The sequence below is a fragment of the Acinetobacter sp. ANC_7513 genome (assembly GCF_056779915.1).
The window spans coordinates 450,768-468,400 of sequence record NZ_JBWYIW010000001.1; the positions used below are offsets into that span (position 1 = coordinate 450,768).

The following is a 17,633-nucleotide window of genomic DNA, read 5'->3' on the forward strand; positions in this document are numbered from 1 at the left end:
TAGACATGGCACTTACACCACCGAAATTATTACTCCCAACTTCAACTGCGGGTAGTTTACCGAAACCATCTTGGTTAGCTGAGCCTGAAAAACTATGGTCTGCATGGAAACTCGAAGGGGAAGAGCTTCTTGAGGCAAAACGTGATGCATTGAAATTATCATTACATGAGCAAGTCACTGCTGGTATTGATATCGTGAGTGATGGTGAACAAACCCGTCAGCACTTCGTCACTACATTTATTGAGCATCTTGAAGGTGTGGATTTCGAAAAGCGTGAAACCATGCGTATTCGTAATCGTTATGATGCAAGTGTACCTTCTGTTGTGGGCGAAGTTTCTCGTAAACAATCGGTATTTGTAGAAGATGCGAAATTCTTGCGTAGCCAAACCAATCAGCCAATTAAATGGGCGTTGCCTGGTCCAATGACCATGATTGATACTTTATTTGATGGTCACTACAAGAGCCGTGAAAAATTGGCTTGGGAATTTGCCAAAATTTTAAACCAAGAAGCTTTAGAGCTCGAAGCAGTAGGCGTGGATATTATCCAATTCGATGAACCGGCGTTTAATGTATTCTTCGATGAAGTAAATGATTGGGGGGTACCAACCTTAGAGCGTGCACTTGAAGGTTTAAAATGTGAAACTGCGGTTCATATTTGCTACGGTTACGGGATTAAAGCCAATACCGATTGGAAACAAACTTTGGGTAATGAATGGCGCCAATACGAAGAGTCATTTCCGAAGCTACAACAATCTAAGCTCGATATTATTTCGCTTGAATGCCAAAACTCACGTGTGCCAATGGATTTGATTGAATTGATTCGTGGTAAGAAAGTCATGGTCGGTGCAATTGATGTGGCAACTAATCAAGTTGAAACCGCAGAAGAAGTCGCGAATACCCTGCGTAAAGCTTTGCAATTTGTGGACGCGGATAAGCTTTATCCATCAACGAACTGTGGTATGACGCCGCTCTCTCGTCAAGTGGCACGTGGCAAGCTTGAGGCTTTAAGTGCTGGAGCTGCCATTGTCCGTAAAGAGCTAGAAGCTTAATCAAACGTAGTCTTGCATTAATCAGGGCAAATCGTCGCAAGATCATTTGTTCTGTCTAATGTACGACACGTCATATGTATATTTGAGATGAAAGAGATGATTGAAGCAACAGACTTTAGAAATGCAATGTCTTTACTTACAACTGCGGTAAATGTGATTACAACCTCAGGCGAAGCAGGGATGCATGGCTTTACTGCATCTGCGGTATGTAGTGTCACAGATACTCCGCCAACACTATTAGTCTGTATGAATCAGTCCTCTCGTTCACATGCACATTTTGTTGAAAATAAAATCTTAGCTGTAAACGTACTGAGTACTCAGCATGAACAGCTTTCGAATGCTTTTGCTTCAAGCAAGCTCAGCTCAGAAGATCGCTTCAGACTAGGTGATTGGATTGATTTAAAAACTGGGTCGCCGATTTTAGAAGATGCTTTAGTCAGTTTTGATTGCGAGATTGAGAATATTCAACAAGTCGGTACACATAGTATTTTTTTATGCCGTGTGACTGCAGTAAAGCAAAGTAATCAAGAAGAAAGTTTGGTGTACTTTAACCGTGCTTATCATCAAGTGGGTCAGTTGGAACACGCTTAACTCAACCCCTTAATCCCTTCATCTTTTTAAAAGTTAGTCTATTGTGGAACTTATAACATTTTTAATCATCGGTGCATTTGCTGGTTTTGCGGCTGGGCTGTTTGGTGTAGGCGGTGGTACGATTATTGTGCCACTACTTTTTATTGTCTTTACCCAAATGGGTTATGATCATGATGTCATTATGCATCTGGCACTAGGAACATCTTTAGCAACAATCGTTGTCACTTCGATTAGCTCATTAATGGCACACCATAAAAATGGTGCTGTGCTATGGCCTGTATTTAAAAATTTAGCTCCACCCATGGCCATCGGCTGTTTTGCAGGTGCTGGAATTGCTGGTTTGTTACCGGGATTACATCTTCAAATCATGGTCGGCTTATTTTTGATTTGGGTGGCGTATACTATGTTTACAGGCGCGAACAAAGCAGTTAATTCAACAATGGCTCTTCCTTCATCAAGTCAGCAAGTTGCAGCAGGTAGTGTCATTGGGATTGCATCGGCACTCTTTGGGATAGGTGGTGGTAGTCTGACCGTTCCATATCTGAATCGTTATGGGGTGGTGATGCAAAAGTCTGTCGGTACATCTGCTGCTTGTGGATTACCAATAGCTCTAGCTGGTGCTATAGGGTTTATGGTTTTTGGTATGACTGCTGAGATCAATGTGCCGAATACCATCGGGTATGTTCATATTTATGCTTTCATTGGCATTAGTGTGATGAGTTTTATAACAGCAAAATTTGGTGCCAAAACTGCACATGCCTTATCGCCAGCAATGTTAAAGAAATGTTTCGCTGTCTTGTTGGTTATCATAGGAAGTATCTTCCTTGTAAAAGGATTGATTTAATTTCACCCAAATGTCTTATCAGCCTAGATAGCTCACTTAATGTGGGCTAAAGCGAAGATTTTAATATGTCCCTAGAGGGATCATGATTTGAGTTTTTTCCCATATGATCGAACTAAAACATTTGAAAATGCTATTGGCTTTGAGAGAGCATGGCTCTTTAGTCGCTGCAGCGAGTGATCTCTGCATTACACCTTCAGCCGTATCTCATCAGTTACGTGAGCTTGATCAGTGGATGGGGGTTGAAGTCGTCAACCGCAAGACGAGACCAATTACTTTTTCTAATGTTGGCTTAAGACTGTTGCAGTTAGCGGATGAAATTTTACCGCAAGTTCAGATTGCTCAAAGCGATATCACGCGTATTATCCATGGGCAAACTGGTAGAATTACATTTTCTTCAGAATGCCATAGTTGTTTTGATTGGCTCATGCCGATATTAAATCAGTATCGAAACCAATATCCTGATGTTGATTTAGATTTTGCATCAGGGTTTGAAGCAAATCCTCATGAATTGCTACAAAATGGCGAATTTGATTTGTTGATTACTGCAGACCCAATTGCATTAAAAGGAGTTGAATATTTCCCAGTATTTGAATATGAATCACGACTTGTTTTATCTACAACACATCCTTTGGTACGTGTAAAAAACATTACTGTTCAAGATTTAGCTGAAGAAACGCTGATTACATTTCCAGTAGACAAACATCGTTTAGATATCATGTCGAAGTTGTTCATTCCTGCAAATATTCTTCCAAAAAATATTCGAACTACAGATCTGACCCAGATGCTGATTCAGTTAGTCGCAAGTGGGCGTGGAATCGCAGCTTTACCAGATTGGGTGGTAAACGAATATGAAACCAAAGGGTGGGTCACTTCACGTCGCCTAGATTGCGTTGCACCAGAGGGGTTAAGGCGTACTTTATATGCAGGTTTTCGAACTGAAGATAAGGAAAAAGATTATTTCGATTCATTTATAAAAAAATTAGCTAAATTTTCAGAATCAAGAAAACTTTATTACATGTAAGAAAGTTTAATCATTCTGAATAAAGTGAAGATTGAGCTTCGAATGAATCTTCATATTGATAATGAGCAAAGTTAAGATGAAAATTAGATAGTCGCTATTATTTGTATGAAGACGAATTTTTTGCTTTTGATTATACTTTTTAACTAAGATTGATGTCTGACATCGAGACATAGGACTCATCATCTGTTTGTAGAAAGTAAACGATTTGATCTCAGTCCATTGTCCACTATTTTGGTCATTTATCTAAGTGGTTTTTTAATTATAAAACTCAATACATTATAAATTTAAGATTATATCCATGATACAACTCATACCTTCTTTTTCAGTTTCAGACTATCTCAGCTTATTTTCGATTATCTGTACGACGCTTATAGGTATCGTCGCTGTCTTTTACGGTCGAAAAACGTATTTTGTGAGTCTGAAAAGTTTTAATGAAAATAAAAATTTATATGAGGCTGCATCTTTTTACATTCGAGAATTTATCTCTGTAAGCCCGAATAAAACAATAGATCCTTTTTTGAAGAAAATTGCCAGTGATCAACTCAATGGCGGTGTCGAGATTCCTTCATTTTTAACCGATATACTTATACGCAAATATGCAGATTACTATTTTTACTTAGTGAAGTCCCTTCGCACTACATGGAAGTTTTTTAAAGTTGAAAATGGAGAAATCCAATGTATTTATTCAGATCGGGAATTAGTCTTTAAAGGGTTAGCGTATGGTGCCTTATATACCGTCACCGGTTCTTTAGCTTTTTTTATATTTTCAAATTTTACTTGGTTTTTAGCTCGTTATACCTCAGATAGCGCATTAAACACAGGGATGACTTTAATCATTTTACTTGTATTTCTTTTGTTCGTAGCACTTGGAAGCTTAGTTATGATTTTTAAGTTAATCACTGTGCGTGATATCAACCAGAGTCTAAACCTACTTAAGCAATCAGAAAATAACCGCTCATAACAAACAAAATAGAATCATGTGTTAGCTTTTTTCTTTGCACAAGAAAATTGCACGCAGGTTAATTTCGGTGCTTACCGAGTATTCTTTACTCCGACTGATTCAACAGGTTTACTTGAATTAAGTTCTGTTCAATACAATCAGCTCTAAGAGAAATGTTATATATCAAGCGACAGTAATACTAAAACACAAAAGAGTATTACTTTGGCACAGCCTTTGCATCTATCTATTCAATCATAAAGTGATCTAGGGTTCCGATACATGAAGTTTCATGTAGGTCTGCGACCGAGAGTTCACGGCTTAAGTTGCAAGCTCAAGCTACACGGAGGGATAAAAGCCCGGGAGGTAAACCGTAAAAGATTGGGATGGATGCATATGAGCACAATAAACTATCACGAAGATCAAGTCCTTTGGACAGAACGTTTACCGGGTGGACACCACTGGTCAGCACGCATTCAGCGTGGCGCAGTATTACAACTCAAAGCCTTAGGTAAAAATGCCAATGTGGCACTGTACTGCGTTAATAGCGAAGACAAGCTCGAACGGTATAACATGCCAGACAGCTTAAAAGGGCAACATACGGCATTTTTAAGCACTGGGCATATCCTTGCATCGGACCTTGGTCGCGCGATGATTTCCATTGTCAAAGATGACCACGGTTGGAATGATGCATTTTGTGCACCATGCAATGCACAGCAAATTGAACAACAATTTGGTTCAAAAACGTTTCAAGATGCACGCAACGACATGTACCGTAACGGTAAAGATTCTTTACTGCTTGAAATGACCAAGTTTGGTTTATCTGCAACAGACCTCAGCAGTACGTTAAATCTGTTTTCTAAAGTGCAACCGGATGACCATGGCAATCTCAGCTATGTGGCATCTGACAATACGAATCAAGTGATCGAACTCCGCTTTGAAATGGATTGCTTGGTGTTCTTATCATCCGCACCGCATGCTTTAGACAACAGTGGGGAATATGCACCTGCCGATGTTAAATTGTCTTTATACAAAGCACTTCCTTTAAGCGACAGCGATGTATGTCGTGATTCATGTCCGCAAAATCAGCGTGCATTTCAAAACAACAATCGTTACTACGCACTCAGTGCTTAATTAGGGGGATACAACATGACTGCACTCGTAAAATTAGAAAAATCAGTTTTAAGCGAAGTATGTCCTGCTGGTGAAGCATGGATGTGCGAAGTCAAAAAAGGGCAATATTTCCGTATTGTGGATTTAGAAGGCAACCAAGCGGTGGATACGCTGTTTATCTCGGCTTCAAACCCTGAAGAGCGTTATAGCGCAACTGATACCTTAGCGATTAATCAACAAATCTATTTAGAAAAAGGTACAGCTTTATACACCAACTTTGGCAACAAAATTGCCATCATTCATGATGATAACTGCGGTCGCCATGACACCTTAGGCGGTGCTTGTTCATGTGAAAGTAACACCGTTCGTTATGCACATGACAAATATCCAATGCACAGTTGCCGTAACAATTTCATGATTGCGCTGTCTCAGCATCCAATTGCCAAAAAACACGGCTTAAACGTGCGTCACATCGGTCCAAATATTAACTTTTTTATGAATGTGCCCGTGACCTCTGAGGGGCATCTAAAGTTTGATGATGGTATTTCTGCACCGGGTAAATATGTGGAAATTAAAGCGGAAATGGATTTAATCGTGCTGATCTCCAACTGCCCACAACTGAATAATCCTTGTAATGCCTATAACCCAACCAAAATTCAATTGATCATCCGTGAAGGCGAGGACGCATAACCATGACTAAAAAATATGGATTGAATAAAGTTTTGATCGCCAACCGTGGTGCAATTGCGTGTCGTGTCATTCGTACCCTTAAAAAACTCGGTATCCAATCAGTTGCAGTCTATTCAGAGGCCGATCGTGATTCACTGCATGTGACTTTAGCGGATGAAGCGGTGTATATCGGTGAAGCACCAGCCAGCCAAAGCTACTTAAACGTTGAAAAAATCTTAGAGGTTGCTAAACAAACCGGAGCACAAGCCATTCATCCGGGTTATGGCTTCTTGTCTGAAAATGCTGAATTCTGCGACCTATGTGAATCACAGGGTATTGCTTTTATTGGACCAAATTCTGCGCAGATGCGTGCCTTTGGTCTGAAACACACGGCGCGTGAGCTTGCGATTCAAGCCAATGTGCCATTATTACCGGGTAGTCAATTACTTGCAGATGAAGCTGAAGCCTTAACGGAAGCGAATCGTATTGGTTATCCTGTGATGCTGAAAAGTACGGCCGGTGGCGGTGGGATCGGCATGCGCTTGGTCTGGAATGAAGCTGAACTGAAAGATGCTTATGCAACCGTGTCTTATTTAGCCCAAGCCAACTTTAAAGATGCCGGTTTGTACTTAGAGAAATTTGTGCAAAATGCCCGTCATATCGAAGTGCAAATTTTTGGCGATGGTCAAGGTCAGGTGATCGCACTCGGTGAGCGTGATTGTTCAGTACAGCGTCGTAACCAAAAAGTAATTGAGGAAACGCCTGCACCGCATATTAATGATGAACAACGTGCCTACATCCAAAATGTTGCCATTCAACTGATGCAATCGGTCAACTACCGTTCTGCCGGTACGGTTGAATTCGTGATGGATACCGACACCCAAGAATTCTATTTCTTGGAAGTGAATACCCGTCTACAAGTCGAACATGGCGTGACTGAGCAAGTCTTTGGTGTGGACTTGGTCGAATGGATGGTGACATTGGCCAGCGGTGACTGGACTGCGCCAACTGAAAAACTCGAATCCAAAGGTCATTCGATTCAAGTGCGTTTATACGCTGAAGATCCAATTAAAAACTTCCAACCCAGTGCCGGTTTACTGACACATGTTGAGTTTGATGCTAATGCCCGTAATGAAACATGGGTAGAAACAGGCTCAAACGTATCGTCATTCTATGATCCAATGATCGCTAAAATCATTGTCACCGCAGACGATCGTGAAGCTGCCATTCAAGCCATGACCGATACTTTGGCGAAAACCTCAGTTGCAGGGATTGAAACCAATCTTGAATATCTACAAAACATCATCGACTGTGAGGTATTTAAAGCGGGTACACAAACTACACGTTTCCTCAATACCTTTGAGTGGAAAACTCAAAAGATTGAAGTGCTACAAGCCGGCATTCAAACCGCCGTGCAAGATGTCACAGGGCGTTTGGGCTATTGGGATGTCGGTGTGCCACCCTCAGGTGCGATAGATCCATTATCACTGAATGTTGCAAACCAATTACTTGGCAACGCCTATAACACCGCAGGGCTTGAATGTACGTTACAAGGTCCAACTCTAAAATTCCATTGTGATAGCCAAATCGTGCTTGCCGGTGGTGATATGCCATCAACACTAGATGGTGCTCAAGTTCCGATGTGGCAAACCGTCAATGTGCGTAAAGGTCAGATTTTAAAATGTGGCAAAATCGCGACAGGTTGCCGTACTTATATCGGCATCAAAGGTGGTCTGAATGTGCCTGAATATCTCGGCTCACAAGCGACTTTTACCTTGGGTCAGTTTGGTGGTCATGCCGGGCGTAACTTACTGATTGGCGATATGCTCCCAATTACAGCATTCACAAGCGATGAAATTAAAGCTCTCGCACCTGAACAAGTGCCTTCATTTAGCCATGAATGGGAAATTGCAGTGATGTATGGCCCACATGGTGCACCTGATTTCTTTACTAAAAATGATATTGATACCTTCTTTGCCAATACTTTTGAGATTCACTTTAATTCAAGCCGGACCGGTATCCGTTTAATTGGTCCAAAGCCTGAATGGGCACGTATCGACGGTGGTGAAGCAGGTCTGCATCCATCCAACATTCATGACAACGCCTATGCCATTGGTGCCATCGACTTCACCGGTGATATGCCAATTATTCTCGGTCCAGATGGTCCAAGTCTCGGTGGTTTCGTCTGTCCTGCGGTGGTAATTAATTCTGAGCTGTGGAAATTGGGTCAATTGAAAGCTGGTGACAAAGTGAAATTTGTGCCTGTGAGCTATCACCAAGCCAAACTTTTGAATGAAAAATATCATGCACAACTAGAAGCGTCAGACATACAAGCCGTCGCATTTGATGAATCGTTCTATCCTGAACTTTCGACTCTGAAAAATGCCGTACTCGATACCTTAAAAGGTGAAAACGGTGCACCTGATGTGGTGTATCGTCCTGCCGGCAACAACTACATGTTGGTGGAATATGGCGAGTTGGTGCTTGATCTAAACTTACGTTTCCGTATTCATGCGCTTATGCAATGGGTACAAAAGCAAAATATTGCCGGCATTATCGACCTGACCCCGGGTATTCGTTCGCTACAAATTCATTTTGACTCATTAAAAATCGATCAAATTGATTTGCTACGTTTATTGCAAGTGGCTGAAGCTGAACTGCCTGATGTGACGCAAATGCAAGTGCCATCACGTACGGTGTATTTACCACTCGCTTGGGAAGACTCACAAACCCAATTGGCAACCGAACGCTATATGCAAACTGTGCGACCTGATGCACCATGGTGTCCGGACAATATCGAATTTATCCGTCGTATTAATGGCTTAAAAGACAAGCAAGCCGTGAAAGACGTGGTGTATGACGCAAGTTATTTGGTTATGGGCTTGGGCGATGTGTATCTCGGTGCACCTGTCGCAACGCCACTTGATCCGCGTCAGCGTTTAGTCACCACCAAATATAACCCTGCACGGACATGGACACCTGAAAATGCTGTGGGTATTGGTGGTGCTTACATGTGTATCTATGGCATGGAAGGTCCGGGGGGCTATCAATTTGTCGGTCGTACTACACAAATGTGGTCACGCTACCGTAAAAATGCTGACTTTGAGCAAGGTAAACCGTGGTTATTACGCTTCTTTGACCAAATTAAATTCTATGAAGTGTCTGAAGAAGAACTTATGCAGATGCGTGAGGACTTTAAAGCTGGTCGCTTAAAACTGCGTATTGAAGAAGGCGTATTAAACTTAAAAGAGTACAACGACTTCTTAACTGAAAACCAAGAGTCCATTTCGGCATTTAAGTCTGTGCAACAAGCCAACTTTGATGCAGAACGTCGTCGTTGGCATGAGGCAGGACTTGCAGAATACGTGTCTGAAAGCCTTGATACTGTGGATGATAGTGAAGGCGTGGAAGTGCCTGAAGGGGGCTGTGCGGTGGAATCACATATGCCGGGTTCAATTTGGAAAATTGAATGTCAGTCAGGGGATATTGTGGAAGAAGGCGCTACGCTTGCCGTGATTGAAGCGATGAAGATTGAGATTCCAATTATTGCGCCTGAACGTATGAAGGTTGAAGCGATTAGCATTGAAAAAGGGCAAACTGTGAAAACAGGGCAGGTGCTATTTACGTTAGCGCCAGTGGCTTAAATAATCCTCCCTGACCCTCCTTTGAAAAAGGAGGGAATTTCCCCTCTTTCATAAAGAGGGGTTAGGGAAGATTTAAGAATTACACTTTTCAATATGCTTAAAAATACGTTCACACAAATCTTTAGCTTTGTCTGTTAGTTCCCAATTTGGATTTTCATCAAAATATTTGATGATTTCACGACAGAAAGCAGGTTTGTTATTTATTGTCCCAACACCTTCACCATCAGCAAAAACAGTTCTAGAACCTAATGTTCTAGAATTGCGAATTTGATTATCGAGAAGTTTTCCAATTCCCCACTCAATACTATCGAAATAATTTTCATCAGTTAACTCTTTAAGTTTTTCAATTGTAAAACCTCGAGTCGTTTTGCTATGCATACGAGAAAAACGAGCATTTGCAACACGGATGATAGCTTCTTTAGGTAAAGTGTTCTCAATTTCTTTACAGCTAAATTTGAAAAAATTTTCTTTGGTTAATTCTTCAGTTAATTTCTGCACATGGTCAGCTTTACCTTGGATATCCCCATCTGCAATTAAAAGCATATCACTGGCAACTGCTTTAGCACTTAATCCTTTATCCTCTAAGTGATCTACATAATTATCATCAAAAGACCAATGAGTTAAATTACTTCCTGCATATTCCACAAATGTATAGTGATAGTTTGGCATAAAACGGCGGTACTTTTTATAAAGAGCTTCATTAGATGTTTCTAATTCTGATAAATATTTTTCCATATATTTAGTGATATAGAGCCGATCTGTAATCCCTTCGACCCAAATTGTACAGTTTGCCAAATAAACCGAAGAAGGGCGTACACCGAGAGAAGCAAGTAAGTCACGATCTCGGTCACAGCGGTAAATTTTAAACTCAAATTCACCTGAACTATCTTTTTTAGGTTGTTTAACAAATTTTTGAATCATGACTTGGTCAGATTCGTCAGCCATATCAAGTAAGTGATTTGAATGTGTGGTAAAGAAATAATAATGTGGTGTTTCGTTTAAGTAGAAATTCATCAATTGACGAACCATACCTGCATGCATGTGGAGTTCAGGTTCTTCAATAAAAAACGCATGAGTTTCAAAATTTCCATCTTTATCTTTACTTTTTATATATGCCTCATAAGTCAAAATAATGGCTTGTTGTAAACCATCACCTAATTCAAATATAGGGCGTTGAGCATCTTTCCCAATTTTAATATGTACAACATCAATTTCACTTCCTAGTTCGTCTTTACCAAATTTAGGAATTAAGGTTACAGGTTCATTATCGAAAAAATATTGGCTTAATTTTTCTTGATAGGCTTGTATCAGCTCACGTTGCTTAGGCTCACCTAATAAGTGGACTTTAAGCTCATAATATAAGCGCTCCCCAGTAATTATGTTCTCCTTATTAAATTTATTCTGATACTTGAAATAGTCTTTTTGAGCACGTTCGATATAAGGATATTTTTCGTCCAAATCTGTTACTGGGCGCATTCCTCGTAGAATAGGGATGTAAAATTTGGTATTAGTAAAAATAGGATTTAAATTTTGCTCAATTTCTTTACTAAAATAAGCTTCAGCTTGGGGTGTATTATTATTTGAAAGAAGACCAGACAATTGACCGAATTTTGATAAGTAATTAAGTGCGTTAGAAAAGTTGGATTTTGCAGAACCGATATTCGAGGGCTTAATTTCATTTACAGCATTCAAAAAATGCATATAGTAAGTGTCTGCTTGACCATATTTTTTACTTTGAATAAGCTTTTTTTTGAAACCCTGTAAGTTTCTAAATTGAAGAGAAGTATAAATTTGCTGGCCTTGAGGTGTTTTATATAATTCACGTAAAAATCTGCTTTTACCTGCATTATTTTTACCAATAAAGAAGTTAAGTCGTTTGATTTCTATAACTTCATCATAGCCAGTTTCTCTATCATTGTCTGATGTGTAATTCTCAAAATTTTCCGCCCAATAATATAGTTTTTCTGTCATATAGCCCCCTAAATATAGAGGCTAATTTATCAGTAATACTATGCTTTTAAAAGAAAATTAGGCTATCACGCTTCTCTATGCTCTTGTCCCCAAACCGCCATTTGCACCATCAATTTTTCAAGCTTACGACCTGATGGCGTCAGATCATACATTGAGGTCGTTTTACCCGTAATTTCATCAACAGACTCAATTTTTTCAACAACATTGTTCAATTCAAGTTCTTTGAGCTCTTTAGAAATCATTCTTGGTGTAATGCCTTGCAGCAGACGTTCAATCTCATTAAAACGGCGTGGCTGTTTAATCATGGTTGCAACAATCGCAAGTTTCCATTTGCCATTAATGACGTTCATGGCATTTTTAAGCGCTACAATAAACATCAAATTACATTGGTCATCTTCGCTTAATGTTTCAGCATTCACTTTCATAAAATCAGCCATCTATCCTCCCATCTCGTCATAAAATTTAGTCAAATGAAATCCTAAATTCACTATACAACAGTATAGTGATCTCGTTTTTTAACTCGCCTATAAATTACATCATTGCAAAAATAATCCAAGGTTATTGAATGATTTTAGTTACTGGTGCTACTGGCCATTTAGGGCGAAGTGTAGTGCAACAATTAAAGCAACAGCTACAAAACAATGAATTTGCTGTATTGGCGAGAAACTTAGAAAAAGCCAAACCTTATGTCAACGAACATATTGAAGTGCGTGAAGGAGATTTCAATCAACCTGAAAGTTTGATCAAAGCCTTTCAGGGTATCGACAAGTTACTTCTCATTTCAACGATGGAAATGAATCGCTTTGAACAACATAAGAATGTCATTGATACTGCGCGTGAAGCAGGTGTTCAACATGTGTATTACACAGGTTTATCCATTCAAAATATTGAAAATTCAGCAGTGAAGGATTTGATGATCAGTCATTTTCAAACTGAAGATTACCTCAAAGCAAGCGGACTGAAATATACACTCCTACGCAACACCATGTATGCAGAAGCGATTCCACAAATTATCGGTGAAGGAGTTATCGATACAGGCATCCAGCTCTGTGGAGGTGCGGGGAAAGTACCTTATGTGTTAAGAGCAGAGTTAGGAGAAGCAATAGCAAATGCCTTAATTCAAAATGATCATGAGAATAAGGTCTATGAGTTAGTCGGCAGCCAAACTTATAGCTATCAAAATATTGCTGATGAGCTGAGTCAACTCAAAACAATACCAGTTGAATATCACGATCTTACTGAAGAAGCCTATCAGCAGTTCTTAAAAAGAATCGGTTTGCCCGAATTTCTGATCTATCTCACACATGGCACAGTTGTAGATATTAAACATCAACAGTATGAAGTTCAAAGCCAAGATTTAGAACAACTTTTAGGTCGTCCAAGCCAATCACTCAAATCAATGTTGGCGAGTTTATACGCTTAAAGAATTAAAAATATTCACATTTAAACATTATAGGTAAATACATGAAATTATTAGAAGCTTTACAGTGGCGTTATGCAACCAAACAAATGACTGGTGAAAAACTACCGCAAGAATTAGTCGATCAAATTCTTGAAGCTGCGCGTTTAGCACCGACCTCAGCGGGCTTACAACCGTTCCATATTATCTCGATCAGCAACCAAGAACTTAAGGAGAAAATTTCACCAGTTGCATTGAATCAACCACAAATTACCCAGTCATCGCATCTTTTGGTATTTACGGTTTGGGATACGATTCCAGACGAGCGTATCGATGAACGCTATAACGCAATGAATCGTGAGCGTCATTTACCTTTAGATACGACCATGGATGTGGTGCAAAACTTAAAGAACCTGTTCTCGACGTTTACTGAAGAGCAGCAATACCACCATACTGCAAAACAAGCTCATATTGGTTTTGGTATGGCAATTGCGGCAGCAGCTGAGTTAGGTGTAGATGCAACGCCAATGGAAGGTTTTGATAAAGACGGTCTGGATGAATTATTAGGTTTAAAAGAAAAAGGCTTAAAGTCTGTGGTGCTATTGGCACTAGGTCGCCGTAATCCTGAAAAAGATTGGTTAATTGGATTGAAGAAATTCCGTATTCCGCGTGAGGAGTTCGTCACTGATATCCAGTAAAGTATTTCATTAGAACAAGAAGACAAAATAATAACCATTCGACTTGACCGTCTATCTCCAGAAAGGCGGTCTTTTTGCATTTCTGAACATTGAACAAATCAAGTGCACAATTTTGATTCATGCACATTTTTGAATCTTTCCGACGACTTTTTTTCTAGCTCTCTTTTATATATCTCAAGAAAAGTTTTGGCACGTTTTCTGCATTTACTAAGTATTACCAATTCTTTTTTTTGTAATACCTAGAGGTGCTGCAGATGACGACAAATCAATCCAAACAATCGAAGCATCCCATCCTTCAATTCTTCATTGAACTGATGAGTGTCCGTGCGGGTTTACACCTACAACAATCTCAAAAACCTAAGGAGCTCAAACGTGCCTAAACAGAAGCTGGCGCGGATCAGCATCACTTTACCTGAAAATACATTGCAGGCTATGGATCAAAAAATTGTAGATCAACATTATGAAAGCCGATCTCAAGCCATTGTTGACATGATTAACCACCATTTGATCAATGACCTTGTTAGCCGCAATGAAGTCATGGTCGGTACTTTAACCTTATTGTATGACGTCAGTTTAAAGCCATTAAGAACACAACTTATTGATTTACAGCAACAGTTTTTGACTCAGGTGATTAGTTCACTACATATCCAATTAGATGATGACAAAGTCATGCAGGTGATGTTGATGCAAGGGGTCAGCAGTGACCTAAAAGCCATAAGTGAGCAATTTAAAGCATTAAAAGGGGTAATTAAGGGGCATTTAGAACTGATGGATGCAGTCATGCCACCTATTCCTCAAAATTTGGAACACGTATAAGGAGCACCGTCGTGCAGACATTATGGACTATACAAGATTGGCAACAGGCTTATGCAAATCAAACTATTCAACTGAATGATTTGAAGCGTTATGTTGCTGAATTCTCCAATGATGATCACGCTTGGATTTCAATAGCCAGTGCTGAGCAAATACAGGCGCAGATTGATGCATTGGTCCATCAGGATATCGCTGATCTTCCGTTATATGGCGTGCCATTTGCTGTCAAAGACAATATTGATGTTGCTGGATTTTATACCACTGCGGCGTGCCCAGATGCGGCTTATTTAGCAACGCAAGATGCAACCGTAGTGGCTAAGCTTAAATCTGCTGGTGCAATCGTGGTGGGCAAGACCAATCTAGATCAATTTGCCACGGGATTGGTTGGCGTACGTTCACCCTATGGGGCAGTAAAAAACAGTTTCAATCCGGATTATATCAGCGGTGGATCAAGCTCTGGCTCAGCGGTTGCAGTAGCAAATGGGTATGTACCATTCGCCCTCGGTACTGATACAGCAGGTTCTGGCAGAGTTCCCGCGGGTTTCAATAATATTGTCGGACTCAAACCAACCAAAGGCTGGTTTTCAGCCACAGGTTTAATCCCTGCATGTCGAAGTATTGATGTGATCTCAATTTTTGCAACTCAAGTGGATGATGCTTGGACGGTAGCGCAATTGATCCAAGGTTATGATGCGACCGATGCTTATTCAAGACAGCATCCGAGAACAGTCCCGACACAATTTTCGAAGGGCAAGATTGCAATCCCAGATCACTTAGAATTTTATGGTGATACTCAAAGTGAGCAAGCATTTCAAACAGCCATTGCTCGAATGAAATCGCTCGGATTTCAAGTTGAAGAGATTGATTTCACAGTATTTAATCAATTGGCTGCTGCATTGTATAACCGCTCATGGGTTGCGGAGCGTACGCATGCCGTCGAACACAAAGTTCGACGTGAGCAATGTCATCCGGTAATTAAGCAAATTATTGATCAAGCTGATCAATTCAATGCTGTAGACGTGATGCAAGATGAGTATCAGCGTGCAGAATGGGCTAGGCAGATCAATCTTCAATTAAAAAATTATGATGCGTTGATGGTGCCAACAGCTCCTACGATTTATCGCATTGCAGATGTTGAAGCAGATCCGATCCAAAAGAATTCGCATATGGGGGCTTATACCAATTTTGTTAATTTTGCTGATTTATCAGCATTGGCACTCCCAAATGTCATCCGTGATGATGGTTTGCCAAGTGGTATCACTTTAGTTGCTGGCGCTTGGATGGATCAAGCTTTGGCACACTTCGGTCAGCAATGGCAAGCGACTTCAGGATTAAATTTAGCAACGTCAAAGCAAGGCTATCAAATTCATAAATCAATAGGATCTGAGCACACCATTAAATTAGCAGTGGTGGGAGCACATCTTACAGGCATGCCGCTGAATTTTCAGTTAACGAGCAGACAAGCCACCTTGGTTAAAAAAACGCGTACTGCGCCGTATTACAAACTATTTGCTTTAAAAAATACTCAGCCACCCAAGCCGGGGCTACAACGAGATACATCAGGTCATTCTATTGAAGTGGAAGTGTGGGATGTACCAAGAGCATTGTTCGGTGACATTGTTGCTGAAGTCCCAGCACCACTTGGTATTGGCAATGTCCAACTCATTGATGGAACATGGGTGAAAGGCTTTATATGTGAAAACCATGCTTTAGCAGATGCACTTGATATCAGTCACTTTGGTGGATGGCGTGATTATATTCAAGCCTCAAATTTTACCAATACTAAATTTAAGTGCACGAGCATTGGTGAGGTGGTGCAATGAAAACGATGGTCTGGGGAGTCATTGGAACTGCACTGTTATTCGTGGGTTGTGATAAAACCGCAAAAATTCCAGAACCAAGTCAACATGCTCAAGCCGAAAAATCAATGCAACCGATTCGTATTGGTTACAGTGATTGGCCAGGATGGGTGGCATGGCAAGTTGCTATTGAGAAAGGGTGGTTTAAAGAAGCTGGATTAAACGTAGAGTTTAAATGGTTTGATTATTCAGCCTCTATGAATGCTTTTGCAGCAAACCAATTGGATGCGGTTTCTGTTTCTCATGGGGATAATTTGGTCATTGCCTCAAGTGGAACGCGGGGCATTATGATTTTAGCAACTGATTATTCATCAGGGAATGATGTCATTCTTGCAAAAGAGGGCATTCATAGTGTGGCAGATCTTAAGGGTAAAACGATTGCAGTCGAAAAAGGGCTGGTCGATCATAATTTATTGAATACCGCACTTTCAGATCAAAATATATCAGCCAATGAAATCAAACTGATTAATGCAGCAACCAACGAATTACCCCAAGTGTTTAGCAGCCCAGATGTGGATGCCATCGCTGTATGGCAACCTGTAGCAAATCAAGCTTTAAAAAGCGTAGCTGGGTCCAAAATCATCTATAGTTCTCAAGATAAACCAGGATTGATCTATGATACGTTGACGGTAAATATGACGCATTTATCTAGGCATCAAGCAGAGTGGAAAAAAGTGCTTCAAGTATGGGATCGAACCGTCAAATTTATTCAAGACCCTGGGACGAGAAACGATGCTTTGATGATTATGTCTAAGCGTGTTGGTGTTGAACCTGAGCAATATGAACAATTTATTCAAGGCACACATTTGTTGGATCTTGAGGCAAATCAAAAGGTATTTAAACGCTCTTCAACTTTAGATTCTATTTATGGATCAACTTATCATGTCAATAAGTTTAATCTTGAAAATGGAGTTTATACGGTAAAACTAGATATTGATGGGCTGATTTATCCAAAATTGGTTGAATCATTTAAATAAAAAAAAGCCCAGTGCAGAGGGGCTTGCACTGGGCACAAAGTTGGACTG

16 protein-coding genes and 1 riboswitch are annotated in these 17,633 nt (G+C 40.2%); of the genes, 14 read left to right on the top strand and 2 right to left on the bottom strand.

Annotated features, from left to right (window positions below):
* Nucleotides 1–5 precede the first annotated feature (5 nt).
* From AC1M9B_RS02170 to uca, 8 genes are all read left to right on the top strand, one after another.
* Complete coding sequence (locus AC1M9B_RS02170; RefSeq protein WP_481608431.1) at nucleotides 6–1,049, top strand: methionine synthase; 1,044 nt, start codon at nucleotides 6–8, stop codon at nucleotides 1,047–1,049.
* Between the two features lie 96 nt (nucleotides 1,050–1,145).
* Complete coding sequence (locus tag AC1M9B_RS02175; protein ID WP_481608635.1) at nucleotides 1,146–1,640, top strand: flavin reductase; 495 nt, start codon at nucleotides 1,146–1,148, stop codon at nucleotides 1,638–1,640.
* Between the two features lie 43 nt (nucleotides 1,641–1,683).
* Nucleotides 1,684–2,484 carry a sulfite exporter TauE/SafE family protein gene (locus tag AC1M9B_RS02180; RefSeq protein WP_481608432.1) on the top strand — a complete coding sequence of 267 codons (801 nt, stop codon included), beginning with the start codon at nucleotides 1,684–1,686 and terminating at the stop codon, nucleotides 2,482–2,484.
* 103 nt (nucleotides 2,485–2,587) lie between these two features.
* Nucleotides 2,588–3,505: a LysR family transcriptional regulator gene (locus tag AC1M9B_RS02185; protein WP_481608433.1), complete on the top strand. Its 918-nt coding sequence runs from the start codon at nucleotides 2,588–2,590 to the stop codon at nucleotides 3,503–3,505.
* Nucleotides 3,506–3,803: 298 nt separating this feature from the next.
* A complete protein-coding gene (locus tag AC1M9B_RS02190) occupies nucleotides 3,804–4,466 on the top strand; it encodes a hypothetical protein (RefSeq protein WP_481608434.1) in 663 nt (220 codons plus the stop codon).
* Nucleotides 4,467–4,698: 232 nt separating this feature from the next.
* A riboswitch (guanidine-I (ykkC/yxkD leader) is annotated at nucleotides 4,699–4,810 on the top strand.
* 28 nt (nucleotides 4,811–4,838) lie between these two features.
* Nucleotides 4,839–5,576 carry an urea amidolyase associated protein UAAP1 gene (locus AC1M9B_RS02195; RefSeq protein ID WP_481608435.1) on the top strand — a complete coding sequence of 246 codons (738 nt, stop codon included), beginning with the start codon at nucleotides 4,839–4,841 and terminating at the stop codon, nucleotides 5,574–5,576.
* A 15-nt stretch (nucleotides 5,577–5,591) separates the two neighbouring features.
* Entirely contained in the window at nucleotides 5,592–6,245 is a 654-nt protein-coding gene (locus AC1M9B_RS02200) for an urea amidolyase associated protein UAAP2 (RefSeq protein ID WP_481589889.1), read from the top strand.
* A gap of 2 nt (nucleotides 6,246–6,247) precedes the next feature.
* Complete coding sequence (uca, locus tag AC1M9B_RS02205) at nucleotides 6,248–9,868, top strand: urea carboxylase (protein ID WP_481608436.1); 3,621 nt, start codon at nucleotides 6,248–6,250, stop codon at nucleotides 9,866–9,868.
* A 72-nt stretch (nucleotides 9,869–9,940) separates the two neighbouring features.
* Here uca and AC1M9B_RS02210 read toward each other — a convergent pair whose 3' ends face one another.
* Together AC1M9B_RS02210 and AC1M9B_RS02215 are read right to left on the bottom strand one after the other, a co-directional pair.
* Nucleotides 9,941–11,839, bottom strand: a complete 1,899-nt coding sequence (locus AC1M9B_RS02210; protein ID WP_481608437.1) for an AAA family ATPase — start codon at nucleotides 11,837–11,839, stop codon at nucleotides 9,941–9,943.
* A gap of 65 nt (nucleotides 11,840–11,904) precedes the next feature.
* Nucleotides 11,905–12,276 carry a winged helix-turn-helix transcriptional regulator gene (locus AC1M9B_RS02215; protein WP_481608438.1) on the bottom strand — a complete coding sequence of 124 codons (372 nt, stop codon included), beginning with the start codon at nucleotides 12,274–12,276 and terminating at the stop codon, nucleotides 11,905–11,907.
* 128 nt (nucleotides 12,277–12,404) lie between these two features.
* Between AC1M9B_RS02215 and AC1M9B_RS02220 the strand changes: the two genes are divergently transcribed.
* The 6 genes from AC1M9B_RS02220 (at nucleotide 12,405) to AC1M9B_RS02245 (ending at nucleotide 17,585) form a co-directional block, all read left to right on the top strand.
* On the top strand, nucleotides 12,405–13,262 hold the full coding sequence (locus AC1M9B_RS02220; RefSeq protein ID WP_481608439.1) for an SDR family oxidoreductase: 858 nt from the start codon (nucleotides 12,405–12,407) through the stop codon (nucleotides 13,260–13,262).
* A 41-nt stretch (nucleotides 13,263–13,303) separates the two neighbouring features.
* Nucleotides 13,304–13,936, top strand: coding sequence for an NAD(P)H-dependent oxidoreductase (locus AC1M9B_RS02225; RefSeq protein ID WP_481608440.1), 633 nt, complete (start codon nucleotides 13,304–13,306; stop codon nucleotides 13,934–13,936).
* Nucleotides 13,937–14,190: 254 nt separating this feature from the next.
* Nucleotides 14,191–14,316 (top strand): hypothetical protein, encoded by a 126-nt coding sequence (locus tag AC1M9B_RS02230; protein ID WP_257219874.1) that lies wholly within the window; start codon nucleotides 14,191–14,193, stop codon nucleotides 14,314–14,316.
* A 52-nt stretch (nucleotides 14,317–14,368) separates the two neighbouring features.
* Nucleotides 14,369–14,752 carry a CopG family ribbon-helix-helix protein gene (locus AC1M9B_RS02235; RefSeq protein WP_481591131.1) on the top strand — a complete coding sequence of 128 codons (384 nt, stop codon included), beginning with the start codon at nucleotides 14,369–14,371 and terminating at the stop codon, nucleotides 14,750–14,752.
* Between the two features lie 11 nt (nucleotides 14,753–14,763).
* A complete protein-coding gene (atzF, locus tag AC1M9B_RS02240; protein ID WP_481608441.1) occupies nucleotides 14,764–16,572 on the top strand; it encodes an allophanate hydrolase in 1,809 nt (602 codons plus the stop codon).
* A complete protein-coding gene (locus AC1M9B_RS02245) occupies nucleotides 16,569–17,585 on the top strand; it encodes an ABC transporter substrate-binding protein (RefSeq protein ID WP_481608442.1) in 1,017 nt (338 codons plus the stop codon). Before atzF ends, AC1M9B_RS02245 begins: the two co-directional genes overlap by 4 nt.
* The last annotated feature ends 48 nt before the right edge of the window (nucleotides 17,586–17,633 follow it).